Raw genomic sequence first — 25,115 nt, 5'->3', positions numbered from 1 at the left:
CAGGTCACATGCCGGGGTGCGCGGTGGCAATGTGGACGGGTTGTCCGCTGCGGTCGGTGAAGTGCCAGCCGTCGTCGTAGTGCATGGTGATGCCCTGGGTGTCGACGAGGTGCGCGGCCTGGCGTCGCGACACCGCTCGTGGCGGGCCTGTCGGGGCAGGCCCGCCACGGCGGCGCTGGTGATCTACGAACGCACGAGCCGCGCTATCGCGTCGGACGCTTCCTTGACCTTCTCGTCGGCCTCGGGCCCGCCCATCCGCGCGGCGTCGACCACGCAGTGCTTCAGGTGGTCGTCCAGCAGGCCGAGCGCGACACTCTCGAGCGCCTTCGTCAGGGCGGACACCTGGGTGAGGATGTCGATGCAGTACTGCTCCTCGTCGACCATCCGATGGATCCCGCGCGCCTGCCCCTCGATGCGCTTGAGCCGGGCGAGATAGTTGGCCTTGTCGGTGATGTAGCCGTGGGTGGCCTGCTCGTCACCCTCCCCGTGCACGTCGAGGTCGGGGGATCCTGGTTCGGTCATGGTTCCCATGGTGTCACCTCAGGTCAGACCGCCGCGGCGTACTTCGCGGGGTCGGCGTCGAACGGGGCCTCGCAGCCCGCGCAGCAGAACCAGTACCGCTGGCCCTCGTAGTCGCGGAACAGGCCCTTCGCCTCGGCGTCGGCCTTGACGACGGTGCTCCCGCGCATCACCGGGCACTCCGCGAGCTCCTCGGCCGACGGGCCGAGCAGGTTGCTGCCGTGGTGGCTCGTCGTGGCCGAGTGCGCGTGGCCGCCGCAGTGGCCGTCGTCAGCCTGCTCGCCGTGCTGGTGCTCGCCGTGTGCGTGATCGTGTCCCATGGGTGGGTCCTCTCCTCGGTGGTGAACTGTGGTCGGTCGGTGGGTCGGTGGATCTGTCAGCGGCTCGCGAACGAGCGCAGGCGAAGGCTGTTGCCGACGACGAAGACGCTGGAGAACGCCATCGCCGCGCCGGCGAGCATGGGGTTGAGGAGCCCGAACGCGGCCAGCGGGATCGCCGCGACGTTGTAGCCGAAGGCCCAGAACAGGTTCGCCTTGATGGTGCCGAGCGTCCGGCGCGAGAGCCTGATGGCGTCGGCCGCCGAGGTGAGGTCGCCACGGACCAGGGTGATGTCCGCCGCCTCGATCGCCGCGTCCGTGCCGGTGCCCATCGCGAGGCCCAGGTCGGCCTGCGCGAGGGCGGGGGCATCGTTCACGCCGTCGCCGACCATCGCGACGACCTTGCCCTCGGCCTGCAGCCGGGCGACGACGTCGGCCTTGTCCTGCGGCATCACCTCGGCGATGACCTCCGTGATGCCCACCGCCGCCGCCACCTGCTCGGCCACCGCACGGTTGTCGCCCGTGAGGAGCACCGGCGTGAGCCCCAGCGCGACGAGCTGCGCGACGGCGACCGCGCTGGTCGGCTTGACCTGGTCGGCGACGACGAGGATGCCGCGGGCCCGGCCGTCCCAGCCGACGGCGACGACGGTCTTACCCTCACCCTCAGCTTGAACCTTAATCTCGGCCAGGTCCCGCGGCAGGTACTGCGACCAGTCCGCGAGCAGAGCCTCCCGGCCGACGACGACAGCGTGCCCGTCGACGACCCCCTGCACACCCAGCCCCTGGACGCTCTCGAACGACTCCGGAGCGGGCAGCTCGCCGACCTCCTGGGTGGCGCCCTTCGCGATGGCCTGCGCCACCGGGTGCTCGGAGGCGTCCTCCAGAGCACCGGCCAGGCGCAGCAGCTCCGCACGGTCGGTACCGGCGTCCGGGACGACGTCGAGGAGCGCCATCCGACCGGTCGTCACGGTGCCCGTCTTGTCGAGCACCACGGTGTCGACCCTGCGGGTGGACTCCAGGACCTCCGGCCCCTTGATCAGGATGCCGAGCTGGGCACCTCGTCCCGTGCCGACCAGGAGGGCGGTGGGCGTCGCCAGCCCGAGCGCGCAGGGGCACGCGATGATCAGCACCGCGACGGCGGCGGTCAGCGCGGCAGTCACGGGGAACCCGCCGCCGAGCCAGACGCCGAGGGTGGCGACGGCTATCGCGATGACCACCGGGACGAAGATCCCCGAGACCCGGTCGGCGAGGCGCTGGACCTCTGCCTTGCCGGACTGCGCGTCCTCGACGAGCTGGGCGATGCGGGCGAGCTGCGTGCCGGAGCCCACCTGCGTGGCACGGACCACGAGCCGTCCGCCCGCGTTCACGGTGGCTCCCGCGACGGTGTCGCCGGACCCCACCTCGACCGGCACCGACTCCCCCGTCAGCATCGAGGCGTCGACCGCCGAGGAACCGGCGACGACGACGCCGTCGGTGGCGATCTTCTCCCCCGGCCGCACGACGAACTCGTCGCCGACGGCCAGGTCCCCGACCGGGATACGGGTCTCGGTGCCGCCACGCAGCACCGCGACGTCCTTCGCGCCCAGCTCGAGCAGCGCCCGCAGCGCCGCGCCGGCCTGGCGCTTGGACCGCTTCTCGAAGTACCGCCCGGCGAGCACGAACATCGTGACGCCCGCGGCGACCTCGAGGTAGATGTTGGCCGCGCCGTCGGACGGCGCGATGGTCAGCTCGAACCCGTGCGTCATCCCCGGTTCCCCGGCCGTGCCGAGGAACAGGGCGTACAGGGACCAGAGGAACGCGGACAGGACGCCGAGCGAGACGAGGGTGTCCATGGTCGCGGCCCCGTGCCGCAGGTTGGTCCACGCGGCCTGGTGGAACGGCCACGCCGCCCACAGGATCACCGGCGCCGCGAGCGTCAGCGACGCCCACTGCCAGGAGGTGAACTGCCACGCCGGGACCATCGCCAGCGCGATCACCGGGACCGCGAGCACCACGGAGGCGACCAGGCGGTTCCGCAGCGACAGCAGCTCCAGGTCCCGCGCGTCGACGGCCGGGCCGCCGCTCCTCGGGTCCTCCTTCGGCGCGGGCAGGGCGGCCGTGTAGCCGGTCTTCTCGACCTCCGCGACGACGGCGCCGAGGTCGTACCCGGGCGGGGTCGTGACCTTGGCCTTCTCCGTGGCGTAGTTGACGGTGGCGCTCACGCCGTCGAGGCGGTTGAGCTTCTTCTCGATCCGCATCGCGCAGGACGCGCAGGTCATGCCACCGATGTCGAGGTCGACGGTGGTTCCCGGCTCGTCCGGCCGGACCGTGGTGCCGGACGTGGTGCCGGATGTCGTGTCGGACATGATGCTCCTTGTCAGTGACCGTTTGTCAGTGGCCGTTCGTCAGTGGCCGTGGCCGGGGTCCTCGTCGCCGTGCTCGTCGGCGGGCTCGCCGGCAGCCGGGGCCTCGCCTGTGTCCAGGACGAACTGCGCCGTGCGCACCTTCCCGTCGACCTTGAAGTCGAGGTAGAGCAGGTACCGGCCGGGTGTGGGCGCCTCGGTCATGAACTCGACGTCGGGGCCCGATGTCGACCCGGGCGCCGGCTCGTCGCCCTCGGGATGCACGTGCAGGTAGGCGAGGTCGCCGTCCCGCAGTGCGACCAGGTGCCCGGAGGCGCCAAGGTACGGCTCCAGCGTCGTGACCGGCTCGCCGTCCTTCGTGACGGTCGCGGTGAGCATCGACTCGCCGCTCACGCTCAGCTCTCCCGTGAGCGTGGCGGTGTACCCGTCGACCGTGTCGCCGCCGGCGACCGCCGTGGCGGGCGCGGGCGAGACATGCCCGGCGACGTCGACCGTGCGGCTGAGGACCAGGTTCTCCCCCGTCGCCCCGGGCACGAAGTCGGTGAAGACGCGATAGCTGCCCGCCTCGTCCCAGGTCCACGGGACGGACCAGACGCCGTCCGCCGACATCGTCGGGTGGACGTGCCGGAACTGCGACCCGTCCGAGCGCACCACTATCAGGTGCAGCTTCTTGTCGTGCTCGGTCTCGAACTCGGTCACGGCCGCGCCGTCCGCCGTCGTGATCGAGAACGACAGGGTGCCCGCCTCGTCGACCTCGCCGGGGGCACTCACCGGGCCGAGGAGCAGGCCGTCCTGCTCGAGGGCGAGCCCGCGGACCGACGTCGCGGCGGGCGTCGGCTGGTCGCGCGTCGGCTGGTCGTGCGCCGCCTGGTCGTGCGCCGGCTGATCCCGCGCCGTCGACGACCACGCCGCGACGACGCTCGGCGGGACCACCACGCCCGCCACGACGAAGGCCGCGACGAACAGCGCCACCAGGCCCGCCCCGTAGGCGCCCAGGCGCTGGGGGGCGTTCATGAGACGCGCTCCGCCGCGTACCCGGCCTCGTCCACGGCAGCCAGTACCGCTGCGTCGTCCAGCGCGTCGGCGCTCCGCACGACGAGCCTGCCGGTCGCGGAGCTGACGTCGATCTGCTCGACACCGGGAAGCCGGCTCACCTCGCCGCGGACGGCGACCTCGCAGTGCCCGCAGGTCATCCCCGTCACCTGGTACTCGCTCGTCGTCATGATCGCTTCCTTCCGCTCGGGTGGAGACTACCCCTAGGGGGTAGGTGTATGCGTGACCATATACCCCTGAGGGGTACCTTGGTCAAGTGTGCCGTCGAGCATCGAGACGGCCGGCGCCAGGCTCGAACACATGGCTCAGGGCAAGCCCGGGACGGAGCAGAAGGCCCTGCTGCAGACCTGGTCCCTGCGTGGCGCGCCGCACCGGTTCCCGAAGAGGCGCGACGTCACCTGGTCCCGGGCGTCGAGCAGGCGCTGGACACGCTCGGGCGGAGCCTGTCCGAGGCGGTCGGGCTGACCCGCGACGAGATCCGCGGTGTCCTGGCGCATCCTCGCCCTGGAGGGGGTGATCTGCTTCGCGCCGAGCTGCTGCACCGGTACCTGCGGTGCTACGGGTCGAGCACCCGCAAGGACTTCGCCGCATGGCTGGGCGTCTCGGCCGGCGACGTGGACCCGTGGTGGCGCCTGGTCGAGGATGCGCGGGGCGTCGTCGGCCACCGTCGAGCTCGCGAACCGCTGAGTCACGAACCGCCGAGTCACGGACCGCTACGGTTCCTCCATGTCCTCAGCCGTCTTCCTGGTGCAGCTCGTCCCCGTCGCCGTCGTTGTCGCGCTCCTGCTGCTCCTCATCGCCATGGCGGGCACCGTGCGCTCCACGGGCCGCGCCGCCGAGCGTGTCGAGCGCAAGCTGGACCTGGTGCTGAAGCACCTCGGCATCGAGGTCGCCGCCGCCGCGGGGATCCCGCCGGAGACCCTGGCCGAGATCGACAGGTGCCTCTGGTCCGACCGGCGCAGCGAGGCCATCCGCCTGTACCGGGAAGCGACCGGGCACACCGCCGCCCAGGCGAAGGAGTGGATCGAGCAGCGCGCGGCGTCGTACTGATCCGGCCGAGCGGCCCATCTTTCCCGTCTTCCTCGGCGGCGGGCCGCGTCTCTTCGACGACGGCCTGCCCGCCGGGAAGTGGGATCTCGTCAGCCAGTCCGCCGGCGAGCACGGCACGCCGGCGCTCGTCGACGACCGCGTCCGCTGACGACCCGCGGCGCCTACCGTCCGCCCGCCGCAAGCTCCTGCGCGACCCTCGCCGCGTGCGCGGCCTTCGCCTGTGCCTTCTCCGCCTTGCGGGCCGCCCGAGCGGCCCGCTTCGGGGTGCGGTCCTCCGTGCGCCGCTCGAACAGCGTGTAGATCACGGGCACCACGTACAGCGTGAGCAGGGTCGAGGACACGAGCCCGCCGATCACCACCAGCGCCAGCGGCTGCGAGATGAACGCCCCGCCACCGGTCAGGCCGAACGCCATCGGCGTCAGGGCCAGGATCGTCGCGGCGGCCGTCATCACGATGGGCCGCAGGCGCTGGCGCGCCCCCTCCTTGACCGCCTCGTCGAGCGGCCGGCCGTCGGCCCGGTACTGGTTGATGAGGTCGATCAGCACGATCGCGTTCGACACCACGATGCCCACCAGCATCAGCAGCCCGATCAGGGCGGCGACGTCGAGCGGCGTGCCGGTGAGCAGCAGCGCGCCCAGCGCACCCGTCGCGGCGAACGGCACGGACACGAGCAGGATCAGCGGCTGCCCGATGCTGCGGAACGTCGCCACCATCACCAGGTAGACGATGAGGATGGCGGCCAGCAGCGCCAGTCCCAGGTCCTCGAACGCTTCGGCCTGGTCGGACGCCACACCGCCCATGGTCACCTCGGCACCGCTCGGCAGGTCGATGGTGTCGATCTCCTCGGTCAGGGCCACGGTCAGCGAACCCAGGTCCTGCCCGGCGGGGGTCACCTCCACGGTGGCACTGCGCTCGCCGTCCACCCGCGTCACCGACGCCGGGGCCGACACCTCCTCGACCGTCACGAGGTCGCTCAGCGGGATCACGCCGGCCGCCGTCGGCACGTCGATCTTCTTGATCCCGGCGGTCGTCTCCGGCATGTCGCCGGCCACGACGACGTCGAGCGACGTGCCGTCCAGGTCCACCGTGCCGATGCTCGACTCGTTCATCGCACCGGCCAGGAGGCCGGAGACCGTCGCCTCGGTGAGGCCGACCTCGGCCGCCGCGTCCCGGTCCACGGTCACCTGCACGGCTGTCTGCTCGGCGGCGAGGTTGTTCGTCACGTCGTCGACGCCGTCCACGGCCGTCACCGCTTCCTCGACCGCGCCGGCGGCGTCGGCCAGGCCCTCGGCGTCAGGCGCCGTGACGACCAGGTCCACGGTGGTGCTGGCGAAGCCGGCGTCGCCGGCGGCCACGGTGATCTCGCCGTCCGGGGCCGCTTCGTCGAGCGCGTCGTTCACCTCGTCCTGCACCGCCTGGCCGTCGGCGTCCTCGGCCAGCGTCATCGCGAACGAGGCGCTGCTGCCACCGGCACCACCGCCGAAGGCGGCGGCCATCCCGTCCGCGGAGCCGACGGTGGTCTGCACGGTCTCGACGCCGTCGATGTCCGCGAGGACGTCCTCGACCGCCTTGGCCGCCTCGTCCTGCGCGGCCAACGACGTGCCGGGCGCGAACTCCTGCGTCACCGAGAGCGTGTCCTGCCCGGCCTCCCCGATGAAGTTGGTCTCCATGCGCGGCACCAGCGCGACGGTGCCGGCCAGCAGCGCCACCGCGACGACGAGCGTGCCGACCGGGCGGCGCAGCGCGGCGGCGAGCGAGGGAACGTAGGCGCGCTGCCAGGCGCCGCGGCGCTCCTTGAGCTCGGCGGCCTCGCGCATGGCGGCGCCGCCGTCGGTGGAGGCCGGGACCTTGATGAACCAGTACGCCAGCACGGGCACGACGACCAGGGCGACGACCAGGGACGCGCCCATGGCGATCGCCACGGTGACGGCGAACGGCTGGAACAGCTCGCCGGCCATGCCGCCCACGAGAGCGATCGGGGCGAAGACCGCCACCGTGCAGATCGTCGACGAGGTGATGGCGGTGCCCACCTCGCGGACGGCGGTGACGATCGCGTGCACCCGGTCCTCGCCGTAGGACAGGTGCCGCTTGATGTTCTCGATCACGACGATCGAGTCGTCGACGATGCGCCCGATCGAGATCGTCATAGCGGCGAGCGTGAGGATGTTCAGCGTGTAGCCGGTCAGGTTCATGGCCGCGAACGTCACCGCCAGCGACAGCGGGATCGAGATCGCCGCGACCAGCGTGGCCCGCAGCGAGGCCAGGAACACCAGGATCACCAGGACGGCGAAGAGCAGGCCGAGACCGCCCTCCGTCGTCAGGCCCTCGATCGACTCCTCGATGAACGGCGCCTGGTCGAACGTGACGGCGGTGCTCACGCCGGCGTCGTCCAGCTCGTCGTCGACGTCGGCCAGCACGTCGTGCACCGCGTGCGACACGTCCACGGTGTTGCCGTCCGGCGTCTTCGTCAGGGCGATCGCGAGCGACGGCTCGCCGTCCAGGCGCGAGTAGGAGGTGGGCGGCACGTCCTGCACGCTCACCTCCGCCACGTCCCCCAGGTGGACGACCTCGGCGGGGCTCGCCCCGGCGTCCGGGGCCTGCGGTGCCTCGGCTCCTGGCGCAGACGCTCCGGCGGCGGGGACGATCGGCAGGTTCTCGAGCTCCTTCACGGAGTCGACGGACGTGCCCACCTGGACGCTGTTCGTCTGACCGTCCTGCGTGACGGCGCCCACCGGCGTCACCGTGCCGTTCTCCTGCAGCAGCGACGAGAGCTGCGCGGTGGTGAGGCCGGCCGCGGCGAGCTCCTTGTCGTCGGGCTCGATCACCACCTGCTGCTCGGTGGCGCCGGTGACCGTGACGTCCCGGACCTCCGCGATGCCCGACAGCTCCGGCACGAGCACGGAGTCGATGGCGTCCGTCAGCTCCTGCTCGCTGCCGTCGCCCGAGACGGCGAGCTGGATCACGGGCAGGTCGTCGAACGAGCCCGCCATGACCTGCGGCTCGATGTCTTCCGGCAGGTCCTGGAGACCGTTGACCGCCGAGCTGATCTCCTGCTCGACCGCGTCGACGTCCGTGCCGTACTCCAGCTCGACGGTCGTCATCGAGACGCCGGTGGAGACCGTCGACGTCACGCCCGTGACCCCGTCGATGCTCTGGACCGCCGACTCGATCGGGTCGGTGACCCGTTCCGCGACGATCTCCGGCGAGGTGCCCGGGTCGGCGGCCGTGACCGCCACCACCGGCACGTTCATCGACGGGATGAGTTCCTGCCGGAGCTGCCCCATACTGAAGACGCCGACGACGAAGACGGCAATCGTCGCGAGTGCGACGAGCGCACGGTTCGCGAGCGACATGCGGGCAAGACGAAACACACTGCCTCCAGATCTGGGGATACGCCGGGCCCACGACTCCTTCGGCGCAGTATTTTGCCTAACGCAAAGGATCCTGCTGGGGTTCCCACCCCGCAACTCCGGTTCGGAGCGGGTGAAGTGCCGACTACAGTCAGCGCGTGACCGACCAGACCCGCGACCAGCTCGTCGCCGAGCTCGCCAACCTGCACCGCCGGCTCGGCGAGGAGTTCTTGACCTCGCGGCTGCGCCCCCTGCTGGAGACCGGCCTGACGGTGCAGCAGCTGCGCGCTCTGGCGCTCGTCCAGGTGGACCGCGAGTCGACACCGCAACGGCTCGCCGAGGCGCTCGGCGTCTCCGCCGCCACGGTCTCCGGGATCCTGGACCGGCTGACCGCAGCCGGCATGACCGTCCGCACGCAGGACCCGGCCGATGGCCGCGTCCGCCGTGTGACCAGCACGGAGAAGGGAAGCGAGGCGATCCGGCGCCTCGTCGCGCACGACGAGGAGCTGCCCCCGGACCTCCTGGCGCTGCTCTCCGTCGACGACCTGCGCGCGCTCATCCAGGGCACCGGCGCCCTGCTGAAGGCGGCCCAGAAGCTGGCTCCCTGACGTACCGAGCTGGTGGCCCGGTACAAAGGTGCTCGACGAGCCCTGGCCAGCGGGGCCGCACGGTGACCCGCACGGTGACCGGCGCGCACGCCGTCGGCGAGACGCTCCGCTCGCACCCCCTGGACCTCGTAAGGTGAGGTCCGTGTCGGACACCCCTGCTGCCCCCGAGCCGTTCGTCTCGCGGACTGCCCCCGAGGCGGTCGAAGACCTCCGCGCGCGGCTGCGGACGACCCGCTGGCCGGACGCGCCCGAGGACGCGGGGTGGTCCCTCGGCACCGACCTCGGCTACCTCCGCGAGCTGGTCACGTACTGGGCGGACGGGTTCGACTGGGCGGCGCAGGAGGCGGTACTGGCCCGGCTCCCCCGCTTCCGCACGCAGGTCGGCGGCCTGGGGATCCACTTCGTGCACGCCCGCGCCGTCGCGCCGGTCGGCCCGGTGCTGCCCCTGGTCCTCAGTCACGGCTGGCCGGACTCGTTCTGGCGGTACTCCAAGGTCGTGCCGCTCCTGACCGATCCCGGCGCGCACGGCGCCGACCCCGCGGACGCGTTCGACGTCGTCGTCCCGGACATGCCCGGCTTCGGGTACTCGGACCGGCCGACCGGACAGCCGCTGAGCTCGGTCGCCGTCGCCGGGCTGTGGGCCGAGCTCATGCGAGGGCTCGGCTACGAGCGGTTCGGCGCGGCGGGCGGGGACATGGGCAGCCACGTGAGCCGGTACCTCGCACTCGACCACCCGGACCGGGTCGCCGCCGTCCACCGCACCGACGGCGGGCTGCCCGTCTTCGCCGGTGACCCCGCGACCCTCGCACCCGCGGAACGGGCCTGGTTCGCCGAGGCCGCGACCTGGACCGCTACCGAGGGTGCCTACGGCGCGATGCACCGCACCAAGCCCCAGACCGTCGCTGCCGCGCTCAACGACTCCCCCGCCGGACTGGCCGCCTGGATCGTCGAGAAGCTCCACGGCTGGAGCGACGGCGGCGTCGGGCGTGGCTACACCATGGACGAGATCCTCACCAACATCACCATCTACTGGCTCACGGGCACCATCGGGTCGTCCATGCGGATGTACCACGCGAACTCGAAGATCCCCGCGGAGCAGCTCACGCGCCGGGTGGAGGTGCCGTCCGGATTCTCGCTGTTCCGCGGTGACGTGGTGCGGCCGCCACGCGCGTGGCTCGAACGCACCACGAACGCGGTGCGCGTGACCGAGCCCGAGCGCGGCGGACACTTCGCCGCGTTCGAGGAGCCGGAGCTCTACGCGCAGGAGCTGCGCGACTTCTTCCGCCCGTACCGCGACGGGGGCAGTGCCGCCTGACGGCCGCGACTCGGGCGCGGGCTGCGAGGCCCTGTCGACGGGTCGAGGCGTCCGACGGCGTCGCACCGGTGACTGGCTTTCGCACCGGTGACCGGCCTCGCTGAAAGGTCCGCCGACGGGCACTGGTGACCGGGCTGGTGACCGGCTCGCACGGGCAACCGGCCTGACTGGTCAACCTCGACAACCGCCCCCGTCAGGCGAATGCGTCAGCTGCTCGATCCCGATGACGGGCCTTGTCCAACAACTGGTGCGGCGGGACGACCGACTCAGGTGACCGCTTGTCATGCGGCCGGCCGGCTGGGTCGGCCGGCTTCCCGGCGCTGCGCTGCCCGCGCCCTAGAAAGGTGGTTCATCGGGGAAGCGTCGTAGCCGCTGCTCAGTAGTTGGCCGTTCGACCTCGGCCTCTTCGGTGGGCGGCCTGCTGGCGGGCGACCTGTCGAAGGGCGACCCATCGGTAGAGGGGGTCGTGGTGCGTGTCTCGTCGATGGGTGGTTGTCCGAGGCGCGCTCGGGTGTCGTCAGTCAGGCTGGTGATGTCGTTGCTCACCTGGCCGACTCGCCCGTTCGGGCCGGCCTGGCCCTCCGGGTTCGCCGGCCCGCTCTGGGTGGCGAGCCGGATGTAGCTGTGCCCGGTGGGTGCGGTCCAGGTCGTGATTCCGGTGGCCGGGTCGCGTACCGGGGTCCAGCCGTGGTGGGTCTTGGCGAGGTGGTGCGCGCGGCACAGGGGTTGCAGGTTGGTCGCACGGGTCTGTCCGGGAGCGCCCGGGGGCTGACCGGCTGGGTCGAGGTGGTGATCGAAGGGAGCTATGTGGTCCAGGTCGGCCCATCGGGCTGGTCGGTCGCACTGCGGGAACGTGCAGGTCCCGTCCCGGGCGATGACAGCCTGGCGGAGGAGCTTGCCGGGCTGGTAGGTGGTGGTGGAGTAGTCGGTCAGGATCCCGGTCACGGGGTCAGCCAGGAGTCGCTGCCAGGTCGCGTCGGTGGCGATCTGCGCGGCGATGTCGGCGGGGATGGGGCCGTACGTATCCAGGTGTCCGGGATTGTCGTCCAGGCCCAGGAGTGTGGTGGCAGCAATCGTGATCCGGATCTGCGGCTTGACCGGGATGACTCGAATCGTCGCGCCACCGCAGGTGCAGCCCCCGCAGGTACAGCCAGTGGACGGGACGGTCGTCCGGGGCAGGACCTCCTCGAGCGAGGGCCCCACCGGCGCAGCGGCCTCCGTCGGCACGACGCCCCTCGTCGCCACGACACACTCTGGTGTCTTTGCGGTTCCTGTCTTTGCGGTTCCCGGCTTTGCCGGCTTTGACGTTGCGGTTGGCGTTGCCGTCGCCGTCGCCGTTGCCGTCAGTGCCGGTGCCGGTGTCAGTGCCGGTGCCGGCGTCGGTGTCGGTGTCGGTGTCGCAACATTGGTCGTCGCGACGTTGCCGGCCGCGGTGGCGATGCTGGTGGAGCCGCACTCGGGATGGGGCGGGACGATGAGGCGGCCGGTGGTGATCGCGACGAGTGCGTCAGCACGGGCCTGCGCCAGGGTCCGGGTCGTTCCCGGTGCGCGGCGCAGGGCGTGGGCGGCCTGCTCGATCGCGTCCCAGACGGCAGCGGCGTCGGTGGCGGGCAGGTTCGCACTGATCCAAGCCATGGTGTTGTCGGCCGGGTCGAGATAGACGGCACGGCGAGCTCTCGCATGCTTGGCGGTCGCCAAGGCGCCCCTGAGCTGGGTGGCGAACGCGTTCATCTTGTTGCGCAGCCATTCGCGGGTGCGATCGGGCGCCTGGGGCAGGTACCGGGTGATCGCTTCCTCACGCTGCTCGAGCGTGAGGGGGTTGCCACTGCGCAGGAGGATGTCGGCCTTGGCGGTGTCGATCAGGCCGTCGTACAGGGCGTTCATGACCTGGGGGTGCTCGGCCAGGCCCGCGCCACGGGCGAGATGCTTGTTGGCCTCGCGCTGCGGTAACCGCAGGCGGGCGCTGATCTCCGCGGCCGCGGCGGTGTGCTCCTCGGTCCACGACCTGCGCCGGGCGATCTCGCCCAGCGCGCGTGACTGCATCGCGGTGGCCCAGGAGATGACGTCCTGCCACCGTGCCGCGATGTCGAGCAGCACACCGTCCGCGAGATCAGCGACCTCGGCATCCGCCAGCACACCCACCAGGCCGGCACCTACCGGCATCTCATCGAGCCCTGCCTGAGCACCTCCAGCCACATCGCCGGCAGCTGTGCCAGCCGTAGCACCATCTGAAGCGATGGCTGGAGCGGCGACATCTGCGACAGTGGCGGTGGCGGCGATGGCGGCGATGGCGGTGGCGGTCGAGGTAGCGCCGGAGCGGCCGTGACCGGTCCAGGTCACGGTGGCCGACGGCAGGACACCTTCTCGGTCACGTGCTACCGCACCCCAGCTCAGGACAGGTCCCGAGATCGCCGCACGCGCCTCGGAGGACGACGCGGCTGCCGATGCTGCGACCAGTCGGCGCAGGGACCGTTCCGCAGCTGTCTCCAGGCTGGTGCTCCCACCCGTCTTCCAGCTCTTCGCCTGCCCCATGCATGCCCTCCTTCCAATTCCTAAGCATCTGGTCCATCAGCATCACATCGAATCTATGTTCGATCTCATCGGACCGCATCTTCAGATCCGAAGTTGTGGACAACCCGCACAGCAGTTTCGAGCACGGTCCGATCGCGCCGCACCACCGACCGTACGCAGCCTCACCGACACGAGACCGGCACGACACCGGCACGAGACCGCAGCGAGCGACCGAGCGTGTCAGTGAGGCCTGCCAGACTGCAGCTGCCGACCGTGAAGCGGTACCGGGCGACGCCGTTCCACCCACGACCGAGGAGTCACGCATGGAGACACGAACACTGGGATCCGGGACGAGCAGCCTCGAGGTCTCCGCCATCGGGCTGGGCTGCATGGGCATGAGCCAGGGCTACGGCCCCAACCCGGGAACCCGGCAGGAGATGATCGCGGTCCTGCGCGGTGCCGTCGACCGCGGGATCACCCTCTTCGACACCGCCGAGGTCTACGGTCCGTTCGTCAACGAGGAGCTGGTGGGCGAGGCGCTCGCCCCGGTGCGCGACCAGGTGGTCATCGCCACGAAGTTCGGCTTCAAGATCGACGAGGAGGGCCGCAGCATCGGCACGGACAGCCGCCCCGAGCACATCCGGCAGGTGGCCGACGCGGCGCTACGCCGGCTCGGCACGGACGTCATCGATCTCTTCTACCAGCACCGCGTCGACCCGGAAGTGCCCATCGAGGACGTCGCAGGCACCGTCGCCGAGCTGATCGAGGCCGGCAAGGTGCGCCGCTTCGGGCTCTCGGAGGCGGGAGCCGACACCATCCGCCGAGCGCACGCGGTCCAGCCCGTCACGGCGCTGCAGAGCGAGTACTCGCTGTGGACCCGCGATCCCGAGCCCGAGATCCTCCCGACGCTCAAGGAGCTCGGCATCGGGTTCGTGCCCTTCAGCCCGCTCGGCAGAGGCTTCCTGACGGGCGCCCTCGAGACCACGCTGGCCGACGACGACATGCGCGCCGGCATGCCGCGCTTCAGCGAGGAGAACCGTCAGGCCAACCTGGCCTTCGTCGAGCTGCTCGGCGAGGTCGCCACCCGCAAGGGCTGCACGACGGCGCAGGTAGCGCTCGCCTGGCTGCTCGCCCAGCAGCCGTGGATCGTCCCGATCCCCGGCACGCGCCGCCTCGGCCGGCTCGAGGAGAACATCGCGGCGGCCGCCGTCGACCTCACCGCCGAGGACCTCGCCGAGATCGCGGCCGGTGCCGAACGGATCCAGGTCAGCGGCGAGCGCTACGGCGAGGCGATGCTCCGCATGACGGGGCTGTAGCTCGATCGGTGGTCATATCGGTATCGCGGTATCGGCGCCCGGTCGCCGCTCTCGGGCGGGAACGACCGGGGCGCTCGAACCGGCCTGCGGTCACCAGCCCAGCGACTCACCACGCGCGGCCACCGTCCGGGGCACGCCCCAGGGGTTGTCGTCGCGCAAGGGCGGAGGCAGCAGCTCCTGTGGGGCGTCCTGGAAGGCGACTCCGCGCAGGAACCGGCCGATCGCCGCGGTGCCGACCGACGTCCCGTCCGTGGTCGTCGCCGGCCACGGCCCACCGTGCTGCATCGCCGGCGTGACCGCCACACCGGTGGGCCAGCCGCCGAGCAGGACCCTTCCCGCGTGCCGGCCCAGGCGCGCCACGAGGGCGGCCTGCTCCTCGGAGGACTCGCGCTCCCCCAGGTGCATGGTCAGGGTCAGGTTGCCGGGGAACAGCTCGGCGACGACGGCGGCCAGGTCCGTGCCGTCGGGATACTCCACGATCACGGAGAACGGCCCGAACACCTCGTCGAGCAGCGCTTCCCCCGCGCGGCGAAGCAGGTCGAGCGGGACGGCGACGAACGTCGGGGTCACCCAGGCCTGGCCCGCACCGTCGGCAGGGCTGCCCGGGTCACCGGCGTCGCCGCGCCGGACGCCGCCGGCGTGCACGACGCGCACTCCGTCCACCCCCAGCACCTGCGCGACCCGCCGCTCGTACCCGTCGGCGATCGACGGGTTGAGCAGCCGGTGCTCAGGCACCTGCACGGCGGCGTGGGCCACCGCGTCGTCGTGGTCGGTGCCCTCGGGGACGAGGAGGAAGCCCGGCTTGGTGCAGAGCTGGCCGGCCGAGCCGGACACGCTCGCCACGTAGCCGCCGAGCAGCTCGTCGGCGCGCTCGTGCAGGGCCTGCGCCGAGACGAGCACGGGGTTGACGCTGCCCAGCTCGCCGAAGAGCGGGATCGGGTCGGGCCGTGCGGCGGCCCGGGCGGCGAGCAGCTGCCCCACCCGCTGCGACCCGGTGAACGCCGCCGCCCGGACCGCCGGGTGCTCGACCAGCGCGACCCCCGCGTCCTGGGATGCGACCAGCTGCAGCGTGCCCTCCGGCAGGCCCGCCTCGGTCAGCGCGGCGGCGACGATCTCGGCCGTGCGCTCCGACAGCCGCGGGTGCCCGGGGTGCGCCTTGACGATCACGGGACAGCCCGCCGCGAGCGCCGCCGCCGTGTCCCCGCCGGCGACGGAGAAGGCGAACGGGAAGTTGCTCGCGGCGAAGTTCAGCACGGGTCCGACCGGCCAGAGGCTGCGGCGCAGGTCGGGGCGGGGACCGAGGACGAAGTCGGGGTCGGCCTCGTCGAGGCGGACGTCGAGGTAGGCGCCGTCGGACACCACGTGGGCGAACAGGCGCAGCTGGACCTGCGTGCGCTTGAGCTCACCGCGGAGCCGGGCCTCCGCGAGGCCGGTCTCCTCCTGGGCGAGGGCGACGAGCTCGTCCGCGTGGTCGGCGAGGGCGGTGGCCGCGCCGCGCAGAGCGGCGGCGCGCACCCCGGGGACTGTGCGACTCAGGCTGTCGAACACCTCCTGGGCGCGGCGGGCGACGTCGTCGACGGTGCGGTCATGGTGTTCGGGGGCCGCGGTGGCGGTCATGGGTTCGGCTCCTCAGCAGATGGCAGGTACGGCGGGCGGGCTCAGAACACGAAGCCCGTGGGGAACGGGTCGCTGGGGTCGAGCAGGTAGTTGGCGGTGCCGGTCACCCAGGCGCGCCCGGTGATGGTCGGCACGACGGCGGGCACGCCCGCGACGGTGGTCTCGGCGACCAGGCGGCCGACGAACCGGCTGCCGATGAAGGACTCGTTGACGAAGTCGGTGTCGAGCGCGAGCTCGCCGCGGGCCCAGAGCTCGGCCATGCGGGCGGACGTCCCGGTGCCGCACGGTGACCTGTCGAACCAGCCCGGCCAGATCGCCATCGCGTGGCGGGAGTGCCGCGCGTCCGAGCCGGGGGCGATCAGCTCGACGTGATGGCAGGCCGCCACGCCGTCGAGCGCCGGGTGCTTCGGCAGAGCGGTCTCGTTGATCGTGTCCATGATCGCGAGCCCGGCCGCCAGCAGGTCCTGCTGCCGGGCCCGGTCGAAGGGCAGCCCGAGGTCGTCCAGGTCGACGAGTGCGTAGAAGTTGCCACCGAACGCCATCGAGTACGGGACGGTGCCGTAGCCGGGCACCTCGACCTTCTGGTCGAGGGCGGTCACGAAGCTCGGCACGTTCTCGATGGTCACGGCGTCCGCATGGCCGTCGCTGACCGCCACCTTCGCGACGACGAGCCCGGCCGGTGTGTCGAGCCGGATCTCGGTGACCGGTTCGACGACGTCGACCATCCCCGTCTCGACCAGGACCGTGGCCACGCCGATGGTGCCGTGCCCGCACATGGGCAGGCAGCCGGACACCTCGATGTAGACGACGCCCCAGTCGCAGTCGGGTCGCGACGGCGGCTGCAGGATGGCGCCGCTCATCGCGGCGTGCCCGCGCGGCTCGTTCATGAGGAACTGCCGCAGCTCGTCCATGTGCTCCATGAAGTACAGCCGCCGGTCGTTCATCGTGTCGCCCGGTATCGGCCCGACGCCGCCCGTGATCACGCGCGTGGGCATACCCTCGGTGTGCGAGTCGACGGCGGTGATGGTCCTGCTCGTGCGCATGGTCCCTCCCTGTGTCCGGTCGCCTGTGTCCGGCCGGTCAGCGCGACGCGATGTAGCTGAGCGCCGCCTCGGTGTCCTTGCGCACCTGCGCCGCGTGCTCCGCGCTGAGCGGGCCGCGGGGCGGGCGGGTCGGCCCACCGTAGCTCTGCCCGGCCATGTCGATCGAGAGCTTGATCGCCTGCACGAACTCGGTCCGGGAGTCCCAGCGGAACGCGGGAACGAGGTGCTTGTACAGCTCGCGGGCCTCGACGATCTTGCCCTCGCTGACCAGCGTGTAGATCTCGACGGCCTCGCGCGGGAACGCGTTCGGGTAGCCGGCGAACCAGCCGGTGGCGCCCGCCACCAGCGACTCGAAGAGCAGGTCGTCGGCGCCGGCGATGACGTCGAGGTCGGGGGCCAGCTCCTTGATCTCCAGCACACGCCGTACGTCGCCGGAGAACTCCTTCACGGCCACGACGTTCTCGAGCTGGGCGAGCTCGGCGAGGAGGTCCGGCGTGAGGTCCACCTTCGTGTCGAAGGGGTTGTTGTAGATCATGATCGGGATGCCCACCTCGTTGACGCGCGTGTAGTGCTCGATCACCTCGGACCGGTTCGCGCGGTAGATGGTGGGCGGCAGCAGCAGGACGGCGTCCGCACCGTCCTCCTGGGCGATCTCGGCCCAGTGCTTGGCCTGGTGCGACCCGACGCCGTGCACACCGGCGACGACCAGACCGCGGTCGCCGACCGTCGCGACGGCGGTCTGCACGACCTTGCGCCGCTCGTCGTCGGTGAGCGACGAGTACTCGCCGAGCGAGCCGTTCGGCCCGACGCCGCGGCAGCCGTTGTCGATCAGGAACTCGCAGTGCGCGGCGAAGCGCTCGTAGTCGACGGCGAGCCCGGCCGGTGCGGAGTCGTCGGGCTTGAAGGCAAGGGTGGTGGCGACAATCACGCCGCCGAGGTCGAAACGCTGGTTCATGTCCGGTCTCCTCCGGGTTGGGATGCACTGGGGAATGACGCTGTCGGTAGAGCAGAAGCTGTGCGGGACGTGGCTGTTCGGGAAGTCGAGGTCGCCGGCAGAGCCGCCAGCTCGCCGAGCCGGACCGGGACGACGAACGGACGGCGGTCCACGGTCGGCGCCGGACCACCCTCGACGCCTCCTGCCGCGCGACCACGGGCACCCGGACCGTCCAGGAGCTCCTGGAGCGTCCGTCCGCACATCCGCGCCTGGCACGGGCCGAGGCCTGCCCGGCTGGTCAGCTTCACGGAGCGCGCCTCGTGCGAACCGGTCAGCTCGACCACCTCGCGCACGCGCCCGTAGGTGGTCTCCTCGCAGCGGCAGACGACCGTGTCGTCGCGCAGCCAGCCGGTCCACCCGGGGCGGATACCGTGCGCCGCCTCGATGCGCGCTGCGAAACCCCGCGCCCGGGACCGGGCCCGGAGCGCGGCGCGGGCCGTTCCGGTGCCGGCGTTCCCACCGGCCGCTGCCGTGCCGGCCACCGTGCCCTCGGCCAGCGCCGCGTCGGCGCCGCCGATGCCCGTGATCTCGCCGGCGGCCCACACTCCGCGCACGGAGGTGGCCTGGGTGTCGTCGACCAGCACGAACCGGCTCGACGAGAGGTCGCACCCGGCGGCGATCGCCAGCTCCAGCCGCGGTGTGAAGCCGTGGCTGACGCACACGGCGTCCGCCTCGACCCGCCGCTCCGTGCCCGCGACCGGTGCCCAGCGCTCGTCCAGGCGGGCCACGGTCACGGCGTCGACCTGTCCGTCGCCGTGCGCGGCGACCACCGCCTCGCCGGGTCGCCACCGCACCCGGTGGCGCAACAGGTCGCCGACGTACCCGGCCAGCTCGCCCGCCTTGCCGGCAGCCCCGGCGAGCTCCCAGGGCCGGTTCAGCCAGCCGCGCGCGAGGGAGCCGATCCGGCCCGCCTCGTGCACGCCGACGACGGTGGCGCCGGTCTGCAGCAGCGACGACGCGACGGGCAGCAGGAACGGCCCGGCCCCGGCGACGACGACGCGGCGCCCGACCGCGACCCGCTCCCCCTTCGCCAGCGCCTGTGCCGCACCGGCGGAGTAGACGCCGGGCAGCTGCCAGCCGGGGAACGGCAGGGTGCGGTCGTGGGCGCCGGTGGCGAGCACCAGGGCGTCCGGCTCGAGCACCAGGGCCTGCCGCCCCGCGCCGTCGGGCTCTCCGACCAGGATATTGAGGCGGATACCGCCGTCGTGCCGTTCGAGCGACCACACCTGGGCCGACGGGAGCACCGTGACCGCCGGGTGCTCCCGCAGCACGTCGCTGAGCTCGCCGAACGTGGCCCACTTGTGGTGCAGCAGGCCCTCGCGACCGGCCGGCCGCTCGGCCGGCAGGTGACGCCAGTACTGGCCACCGAGCCCGTCAGCGGCGTCGAGCAGGGTGACCAGGGCTCCCGCCGACGCGGCCGCCCGCGCGGCGGCCAGCCCGGCGGGACCGGCCCCGACCACCACCACGTCCCTCATCGGGTACCGCCCTGACGGGTCACGACGTCGCCGTCCTGGGCGCGCCGCAGGCAGGCGCGCACGTCCCGCAGGCCGTTGACCTCGACGAGGCAGTCGAAGCACACACCGATCCCGCAGAACACGCCGCGCGGCGCGCCGCCCGCCGCGGTGGTACGCCACTCGCGCCGTCCGGCTCCCAGCAGCACGCCGGCGATCGTCTGCCCGGCGGTCCCGGCCACGGGTTCGCCGTCCACCACGATCGTGAGCGGGCGGTCGGCGGCCGGCCGGGCCGGGTCGCTCGCGGCCGGTACGCGGTACGAGGTCATGACTGGGTCTCCAGGAGCGTCGGCCGGTCGACGGCGTACGGGCGGGGGTCGAGCGCGGGATCGAGGCCGAGCAGCTGCGCGGCGAGCAGGTCACCGGTCGCCGGAGCCAGCCCGACACCCGCGCCCTCGTGGCCGGTGGCGAACCACAGCCCAGCACGGACGGGGTCGGGGCCGATCACCGGCAGGTGGTCCGGCATGTACGGGCGAAAGCCCACGTAGGACCGCATCACGTTGGTCTGCGCGAGAAACGGGAACACCGCCACCGCGCGCCGCGCCATCTCGGCGGGCACCGCGGCGCGGAAGCGCTCGTCGAACCCGACCTGCTCGCGGCTCGAGCCGATCAGCACCGTCCCGCCCTGCGTCGACTCGATGACGGCGGACGTCTGCAGCTCCGCGCCCGCCGACTGCGTCGCGGCGAAGTAGTCGCCGTCGTAGACCTTGCGCCGGATGCGCTGCGGCATGGGGGTGGTCACCAGCACCATGCCACGGCGGGGCCGCACGGGGATCGAGGAGCCCAGCCGCTCGGCGACCTCCGCCGACCAGGGACCCGCGGCCACGACGACGGCGTCGGCCGCCACCTCGCCCCGCGACGTGACGACGCCCGCGAGCCGGCCGCCGGCGCCGAGCAGCGGGCCGGTCACCTCCACACCGGTGCGAACCTCGGCGCCCGCGCGGCGCGCGGAAGCGAGCAGCGCCTCGGTGGCAGCCACCGGCTGCACCTGGGCGTCGTGCGGGTAGTGGACGGCGCCCACGACGCCGGGCGCCAGGTCGGGCTCGAGCTCGCGTGCCTGCTCGGCGCCCATCTCGACCGCTTCGACGCCGGACGCGCGCTGCGCGTCGGCGAACCGGCGCAGCCCGGACAGGCCCTCGGTGGAGGTGACGACCACGAGGCCCCCCTTGGCCTCGTGCTCGACGGACGGGAACCGCGGACCCAGCTCGTCCGCCAGCTCCTCCGCGAGCGCGGCCCACCGGCGGAGCGACACCGTGGCGAGCTCCAGCTCCGGACCGGGCCCCTTGTCGGAGACCAGCAGGTTGCCCTCACCGTGGGCGCTGGTGCCGGCGGCGGCCGCCCCACGGTCGAGCACCGTCACGCGGGCACCCGCCCGGGCGAGGGCTCGCGCGCACGCCGCACCGACGATCCCGGCGCCGACGATCACGACGTCCGCCGCCACATCCACCCCCTCGGTCGCTGCTGCACGTTCTCCGGCCTCACTGGTCGGCACCACCAGCCGGCCTGCTCGTCGGGCTCAGTCCTCCGGCTTGCCCGCCCACGTACCGAGCGAGTGCCCGATGTGCCGCTCCATGAGCGCCTTGGCGCCCGGACCGTCGCCGGCGGCCAGCAGGTCGAGCAGCTCGTGGTGCTCCTGGGCCGAGCTCGCGAGCGTGCCGCTCGCGACCATGGTCGACAGCCCGAGCAGACGTGCCCGGTCCCGCAGGTCGGACACGATCTCGCTGGCCACCGGGTTACCCAGGAGCCCCATCAGCCGCAGGTGGAACGACTGGTCCGCCTGCAGGTACGCGATCAGGTCGCCGGTCCGCGCACCCTCGACGATCTCGTCGGCCAGCGCGCGAAACTCCGCGAGCTGCCCGACCGGGAACGACCTGGCCAGCCGCTCCATCCAGATCGGCTCGATCACCAGGCGGACGGCGGCGACGTGCCGCAGCGTCTGGTCGCTCACGCGCGTCACGCGGAAGCCCTTGTTGCGCACCGCCTCCAGGAACCCCCGGCGCTCCAGGTCCAGCACCGCCTCGCGCACCGGCGTCGCGGACACGTCGAACCGGGCGGCGAGCGTCGGCACGGAGACGAGCTCGCCAGGCTCCAGCTCGCCGGCGACGATCGCCGCCACGAGGGCGCGGTGCACCTGCTCGCGCAGGCTCGCGACCGGTGGGAGACGACGGACCGACGGGGTCGGGGATGCTGCGCTCATGATGGCTCCTGGATGGTCAGGCAACGCTAGTAGTATATTACACGAGACGGGAATCCCATCGTCAATGCACCCGAGGGTACCTGGGCATGCCTGGCCAGACGGCCCCTACAGGGCCCGGAGCGGCTTGAATGCAAGGAAACACGCCGTCTACATTCACCCCGTCGATACCGCCGTCATCCTACGTAAAATATCACGCATCACATAGCACGGAGCGCTGCTCCGGAACATGCAACCCGTCTCGGGCTGGTACCACCAGCCGGCCGAGCTCACCCTCACGGCACGGGCCGACGCCGGCGAGCCCACCGTCGAGGTCCGCGTCGGCGACGGACCCTGGGTCGCGGCCGGGCCGGAGCCGCTACGGCTCGGCGACGGCGTGCACACGGTCACCGTGCGGGCCGTGGACCGCGAGCGCCACGTCGTCAGCCAGATCAGGGTCGAGGTCAACCTTGCCGCCCCGGACGACGTCTCCGGCGTGGACAGCATCCGGTGGAAGGGACCGGACACGTTCTGGGCGACGAGTCCCAGGTCATCGAGTTCACCGCCACCGACCGGGCGGGCAACGAGGAGCCGGTCCGGACCCTCGAGCTGCCGCCCGCCGACCCACCACACGAGGCCCCCTGATGGGTTGTGTCGGCGATGACGCCAGCCCTTCCGGCGAGAGCCGCGACTGCGGCCGACCTGCCGGCGGGTTTCACCCGTCCAGCCTCTGGCCAGGGCGTTCGCCGGCCACGACGATGTGAGGCATGACCGACGCGACACAGCCGGCGAAGCCCTGGCCGACGACGGCCCACCGGTCCGCCGGTCCGATCACTCTCGGTCTGGGCGGGCTGATCCTGGGGGCTCTGCTCGCCCTGTGGGGCCCCGCCGTCTCAGCGCTGGCCGTGATCATCGGGGTGGTGCTCTTCCTGGTCGGCCTCGTCATCTTCCTCGACGGGGTGCACAAGCTCGTGAAGAACGTCGACGCCGCGACCCAGGCGCTCCTCGAGCGGGCCGCACCACCGACCCCGTAGGCCACGGGCCTCCCGGGCGGCAGGACCGCCCGGCCGATGTCAGTGGCTCGACATAGCGTCGTCCTCATGAGCGAGCCGCTGACCGCACCACGCCCCTTCACGGTCCACGTCCCCGACCAGGTCCTCACCGATCTGCGTGAGCGCCTCGCCCGGAGCCGGATCCCGGACGACTCGCCCCGGCGCCCGGCGTCGGGCATGACCGCGGGGTACCTGCGCGAGCTCGTCGACCACTGGATCAGCTGGGACTGGCGCGCGAGAGAGGCCTGGCTGAACGAGCACCCGCAGTTCGTCGCCGAGGTCGGCGACGTCGACCTGCACTTCGCCCATCTGCGCTCGGACCGGCCGGATGCCCCGGCGCTCCTGGTGCTGCACGGCTGGCCGCACACGTTCGCGCTGCAGCTCGACTTCGCCGACCTGCTGCCCGACCTCGACGTGGTGGTCGCGAGCCTGCCCGGGTTCGGCTTCTCCTCGCCGTACGCCGCCGGGCCGATGTCGGAGAAGCGGCTGGCCGCCACCATGCACGCGCTGATGACGGACGTGCTGGGCTACGACCGGTACTTCACGTACGGCGAGGACGTCACCGCGAACGTCAGCGACCTCATCGCCGCCCGCTACCCCGAGCAGGTGGCAGGGATCGTGGCCACGCACGCCCACTTCCCCACCAGCGAGGAGCGCGCCGCCCTCGACGACCCCGAGGTCACGGAGTTCTTCGACGGCATCGCCGCGAAGCACCAGACCGAAGGCGCCTACGGCCACGTGCAGGCCACCCGGCCCGACACCCTCGCGACGGCACTCAACGACTCGCCCGCGGGCCTGCTGAGGTGGCTCGCTGAGAAGCTGGTCGAGTGGAGCGACACGCCGCCGGGCGATCCGCGGGCGGTAGAACGCCGCATCTCCCGCGACCGCATCCTCACGGAGGCGACGATCTACTGGGCCACCCAGACGATCGGATCGTCGTTCCGGCCGTACTACGAGGGCGCCGACCAGCCGGACCCGATCCCGCCCACGACCGTGCCCGCCGCCGTGCTGATCCAGCGGCACGAGGCGGCCTACCCCGAGGTGCTCGCACGCCGCCACTATCTCGACCTGCGCGTGTTCGACCGTCTCGAGGAGGGCGGTCACTTCACGGTCGCCGAGGTGCCGGCCGAGATGGCGGCGCGCGTGCGGGAGTTCGTCCGCTCGGTCGGCTGAGGCGAGGGCCGACCGGGAGATCAGGCCTGGGGCTCGAGCCGGATGACCGGGAACGGGCGGTCCGTCTTCTTCTCGTACTCCTTGGCGTCCGGCCAGTACTCGGCCCAGATGCCGTAGAGGCGCTCCCAGTCGGGCTGCCCGGGCCGCACCACGGTGGTGGCCACGCGAAGCGTCGTGTCGCCAACCTCGATGGTGGTCTCGCCGGGACCGTCCTCGATGTTCGCCACCCACGCGGGGTCCTTGGGCGCGCCGCCCAAGGACCCGACGACGAGGTACGCGTCGCCGTCGGTCGCGGCCACGAGCGGGGTCACGCGCTCCGTGCCGCTGACCCGGCCCACGTGGTGCAGCAGCACCAGGCGCTTGCCGGTGAAGTGCCCGCCCGCGATGTCGTCACCCAGCACGCCCGCGTTGGCGCGGAACGCGTCGATGACCTCGCTGTTCATGTCTGCCATCTCATCCTCCACAGTCTCGGTCGGCCATGCCGGTCGACATAAGCGGACTTTACCCCGCTTACGCGATTCCCGATAGCATCCGGGAATGAGTTCACCGCTGTCCTGGGGTCCCCCGCACCCCGAGCGCGCCGACGCGGCGCGCAACCGTCAGCGGCTGCTCACCACCGCCCGCGAGCTCCTGTCCGAGGCGGGACCGGACAGCCTCACGATGGACCGGCTCGCCGAGCGCTCCGGGCTGGGCAAGGGCACGGTGTTCCGGCGGTTCGGGACCAGGGCGGGCATCTTCCAGGCGCTCCTGGACGACAACGAGCGTGCGCTGCAGCACGAGATCCTCTCGGGCCCGCCGCCGCTCGGCCCCGGAGCTGCGCCGGTCGACCGCCTCACCGCCTACGGGTCCGCCCGCATCCGCTTCCTCACGGAGAACGAGGACATCGCCCGCGCCGCGACCGAGGGCCGCCGGCCGGGCGGCCGGCGCCCGCCGATGTCCCAGATCCACATCCGGGTGCTGCTGCGCGAGCTCGACCTGCCGGGCGCCGACGTCGACGTGCTCACCGGCCAGCTCGCGTCCGCGCTGGAGGCGCCGCTCCTGCTCCAGCTCCTCGACGCCCCCGAGCAGGACCGGTCCGCGCTCACCGCCCGCTTCGAGGTGGGCTGGCGCTACCTGGTCGAGCGCGTCTGCGGTTCGACGGGCACGACGGCGGGCTGACCGGCGTCGCGAC

At 72.3% G+C, this 25,115-nt stretch carries 25 protein-coding genes; 8 read left to right on the top strand and 17 right to left on the bottom strand.

All coding sequences use genetic code 11. The features are described from left to right. Positions 1-4: 4 nt before the first annotated feature. The 7 genes from LUM46_RS03700 to LUM46_RS03670 all read right to left on the bottom strand — a co-directional run bounded on the left by LUM46_RS03700 (position 5) and on the right by LUM46_RS03670 (position 4,923). On the bottom strand, positions 5-133 hold the full coding sequence (locus LUM46_RS03700) for a hypothetical protein (protein ID WP_274992370.1): 129 nt from the start codon (positions 131-133) through the stop codon (positions 5-7). Positions 134-183: 50 nt separating this feature from the next. Continuing rightward, positions 184-522, bottom strand: coding sequence for a metal-sensitive transcriptional regulator (locus LUM46_RS03695; protein ID WP_274992368.1), 339 nt, complete (start codon positions 520-522; stop codon positions 184-186). Positions 523-545: 23 nt separating this feature from the next. Next, entirely contained in the window at positions 546-839 is a 294-nt protein-coding gene (locus LUM46_RS26610) for a YHS domain-containing protein (RefSeq protein ID WP_310242918.1), read from the bottom strand. A 56-nt stretch (positions 840-895) separates the two neighbouring features. Beyond that, positions 896-3,181, bottom strand: a complete 2,286-nt coding sequence (locus tag LUM46_RS03685) for a heavy metal translocating P-type ATPase (RefSeq protein ID WP_274992366.1) — start codon at positions 3,179-3,181, stop codon at positions 896-898. Between the two features lie 39 nt (positions 3,182-3,220). Further along, positions 3,221-4,192, bottom strand: a complete 972-nt coding sequence (locus LUM46_RS03680) for a heavy-metal-associated domain-containing protein (protein ID WP_274992364.1) — start codon at positions 4,190-4,192, stop codon at positions 3,221-3,223. After that, complete coding sequence (locus tag LUM46_RS03675) at positions 4,189-4,401, bottom strand: heavy-metal-associated domain-containing protein (protein ID WP_274992362.1); 213 nt, start codon at positions 4,399-4,401, stop codon at positions 4,189-4,191. Before LUM46_RS03675 ends, LUM46_RS03680 begins: the two co-directional genes overlap by 4 nt. A gap of 135 nt (positions 4,402-4,536) precedes the next feature. After that, complete coding sequence (locus LUM46_RS03670; RefSeq protein WP_274992360.1) at positions 4,537-4,923, bottom strand: hypothetical protein; 387 nt, start codon at positions 4,921-4,923, stop codon at positions 4,537-4,539. A 34-nt stretch (positions 4,924-4,957) separates the two neighbouring features. Between LUM46_RS03670 and LUM46_RS03665 the strand changes: the two genes are divergently transcribed. Next, positions 4,958-5,281 carry a hypothetical protein gene (locus tag LUM46_RS03665; protein WP_274992359.1) on the top strand — a complete coding sequence of 108 codons (324 nt, stop codon included), beginning with the start codon at positions 4,958-4,960 and terminating at the stop codon, positions 5,279-5,281. Between the two features lie 161 nt (positions 5,282-5,442). On the opposite strand, the gene LUM46_RS03660 is transcribed toward LUM46_RS03665, so the two are convergent. After that, positions 5,443-8,634, bottom strand: a complete 3,192-nt coding sequence (locus tag LUM46_RS03660; RefSeq protein WP_274992358.1) for an efflux RND transporter permease subunit — start codon at positions 8,632-8,634, stop codon at positions 5,443-5,445. A gap of 155 nt (positions 8,635-8,789) precedes the next feature. On the opposite strand from LUM46_RS03660, the gene LUM46_RS03655 reads away from it, so the two are divergent. Further along, entirely contained in the window at positions 8,790-9,239 is a 450-nt protein-coding gene (locus LUM46_RS03655; protein ID WP_274992357.1) for a MarR family winged helix-turn-helix transcriptional regulator, read from the top strand. Between the two features lie 142 nt (positions 9,240-9,381). Further along, the gene (locus LUM46_RS03650) at positions 9,382-10,554 is read left to right on the top strand and encodes an epoxide hydrolase family protein (RefSeq protein WP_274992356.1); all 1,173 of its coding nucleotides are present in this window, start codon (positions 9,382-9,384) and stop codon (positions 10,552-10,554) included. Positions 10,555-10,890: 336 nt separating this feature from the next. Here LUM46_RS03650 and LUM46_RS03645 read toward each other — a convergent pair whose 3' ends face one another. Continuing rightward, a complete protein-coding gene (locus tag LUM46_RS03645; RefSeq protein ID WP_274992354.1) occupies positions 10,891-13,086 on the bottom strand; it encodes an HNH endonuclease signature motif containing protein in 2,196 nt (731 codons plus the stop codon). Positions 13,087-13,388: 302 nt separating this feature from the next. Here LUM46_RS03645 and LUM46_RS03640 point away from each other — a divergent pair, with 302 nt between their 5' ends. Then, positions 13,389-14,381 (top strand): aldo/keto reductase, encoded by a 993-nt coding sequence (locus tag LUM46_RS03640; protein WP_274992353.1) that lies wholly within the window; start codon positions 13,389-13,391, stop codon positions 14,379-14,381. Positions 14,382-14,471: 90 nt separating this feature from the next. Here LUM46_RS03640 and LUM46_RS03635 read toward each other — a convergent pair whose 3' ends face one another. From LUM46_RS03635 to LUM46_RS03605, 7 genes are read right to left on the bottom strand one after another with little or no spacing between them, the layout of a single operon-like run. Then, complete coding sequence (locus tag LUM46_RS03635; protein ID WP_274992351.1) at positions 14,472-15,998, bottom strand: aldehyde dehydrogenase family protein; 1,527 nt, start codon at positions 15,996-15,998, stop codon at positions 14,472-14,474. A gap of 41 nt (positions 15,999-16,039) precedes the next feature. Next, the gene (locus LUM46_RS03630) at positions 16,040-17,041 is read right to left on the bottom strand and encodes a proline racemase family protein (protein WP_274992350.1); all 1,002 of its coding nucleotides are present in this window, start codon (positions 17,039-17,041) and stop codon (positions 16,040-16,042) included. A gap of 37 nt (positions 17,042-17,078) precedes the next feature. Next, positions 17,079-17,996 carry a dihydrodipicolinate synthase family protein gene (locus LUM46_RS03625; RefSeq protein WP_274992348.1) on the bottom strand — a complete coding sequence of 306 codons (918 nt, stop codon included), beginning with the start codon at positions 17,994-17,996 and terminating at the stop codon, positions 17,079-17,081. Further along, on the bottom strand, positions 17,993-19,510 hold the full coding sequence (locus LUM46_RS03620) for an FAD-dependent oxidoreductase (protein ID WP_274992347.1): 1,518 nt from the start codon (positions 19,508-19,510) through the stop codon (positions 17,993-17,995). The genes LUM46_RS03625 and LUM46_RS03620 overlap by 4 nt, the downstream gene beginning before the upstream one ends. After that, the gene (locus LUM46_RS03615) at positions 19,507-19,815 is read right to left on the bottom strand and encodes a (2Fe-2S)-binding protein (protein ID WP_274992346.1); all 309 of its coding nucleotides are present in this window, start codon (positions 19,813-19,815) and stop codon (positions 19,507-19,509) included. Before LUM46_RS03615 ends, LUM46_RS03620 begins: the two co-directional genes overlap by 4 nt. Then, complete coding sequence (locus LUM46_RS03610) at positions 19,812-21,041, bottom strand: NAD(P)/FAD-dependent oxidoreductase (RefSeq protein ID WP_274992345.1); 1,230 nt, start codon at positions 21,039-21,041, stop codon at positions 19,812-19,814. Before LUM46_RS03610 ends, LUM46_RS03615 begins: the two co-directional genes overlap by 4 nt. Before the next feature lie 21 nt (positions 21,042-21,062). Further along, a complete protein-coding gene (locus tag LUM46_RS03605; RefSeq protein ID WP_274992344.1) occupies positions 21,063-21,743 on the bottom strand; it encodes a GntR family transcriptional regulator in 681 nt (226 codons plus the stop codon). 486 nt (positions 21,744-22,229) lie between these two features. Between LUM46_RS03605 and LUM46_RS03600 the strand changes: the two genes are divergently transcribed. The 3 genes from LUM46_RS03600 to LUM46_RS03590 all read left to right on the top strand — a co-directional run bounded on the left by LUM46_RS03600 (position 22,230) and on the right by LUM46_RS03590 (position 23,944). After that, positions 22,230-22,364 (top strand): hypothetical protein, encoded by a 135-nt coding sequence (locus LUM46_RS03600; protein WP_274992343.1) that lies wholly within the window; start codon positions 22,230-22,232, stop codon positions 22,362-22,364. A gap of 122 nt (positions 22,365-22,486) precedes the next feature. Beyond that, a complete protein-coding gene (locus LUM46_RS03595) occupies positions 22,487-22,753 on the top strand; it encodes a hypothetical protein (protein ID WP_274992341.1) in 267 nt (88 codons plus the stop codon). 66 nt (positions 22,754-22,819) lie between these two features. Continuing rightward, positions 22,820-23,944: an epoxide hydrolase family protein gene (locus tag LUM46_RS03590; RefSeq protein WP_274992340.1), complete on the top strand. Its 1,125-nt coding sequence runs from the start codon at positions 22,820-22,822 to the stop codon at positions 23,942-23,944. Positions 23,945-23,964: 20 nt separating this feature from the next. Here the strand turns inward: LUM46_RS03590 and LUM46_RS03585 are convergent, their stop codons facing one another. Further along, on the bottom strand, positions 23,965-24,396 hold the full coding sequence (locus tag LUM46_RS03585) for a nitroreductase/quinone reductase family protein (protein WP_274992339.1): 432 nt from the start codon (positions 24,394-24,396) through the stop codon (positions 23,965-23,967). A gap of 85 nt (positions 24,397-24,481) precedes the next feature. On the opposite strand from LUM46_RS03585, the gene LUM46_RS03580 reads away from it, so the two are divergent. Further along, positions 24,482-25,102: a TetR/AcrR family transcriptional regulator gene (locus tag LUM46_RS03580; protein WP_274992338.1), complete on the top strand. Its 621-nt coding sequence runs from the start codon at positions 24,482-24,484 to the stop codon at positions 25,100-25,102. The last annotated feature ends 13 nt before the right edge of the window (positions 25,103-25,115 follow it).

It is taken from the genome of Promicromonospora iranensis, from assembly GCF_028994805.1.
In the GTDB taxonomy this organism is placed as follows: Bacteria; Actinomycetota; Actinomycetes; order Actinomycetales; family Cellulomonadaceae; genus Promicromonospora; species Promicromonospora iranensis.
The sequence above is the reverse complement of the archived record's forward strand: the minus strand, read 5'-3'. Positions and strand labels throughout refer to the sequence as shown.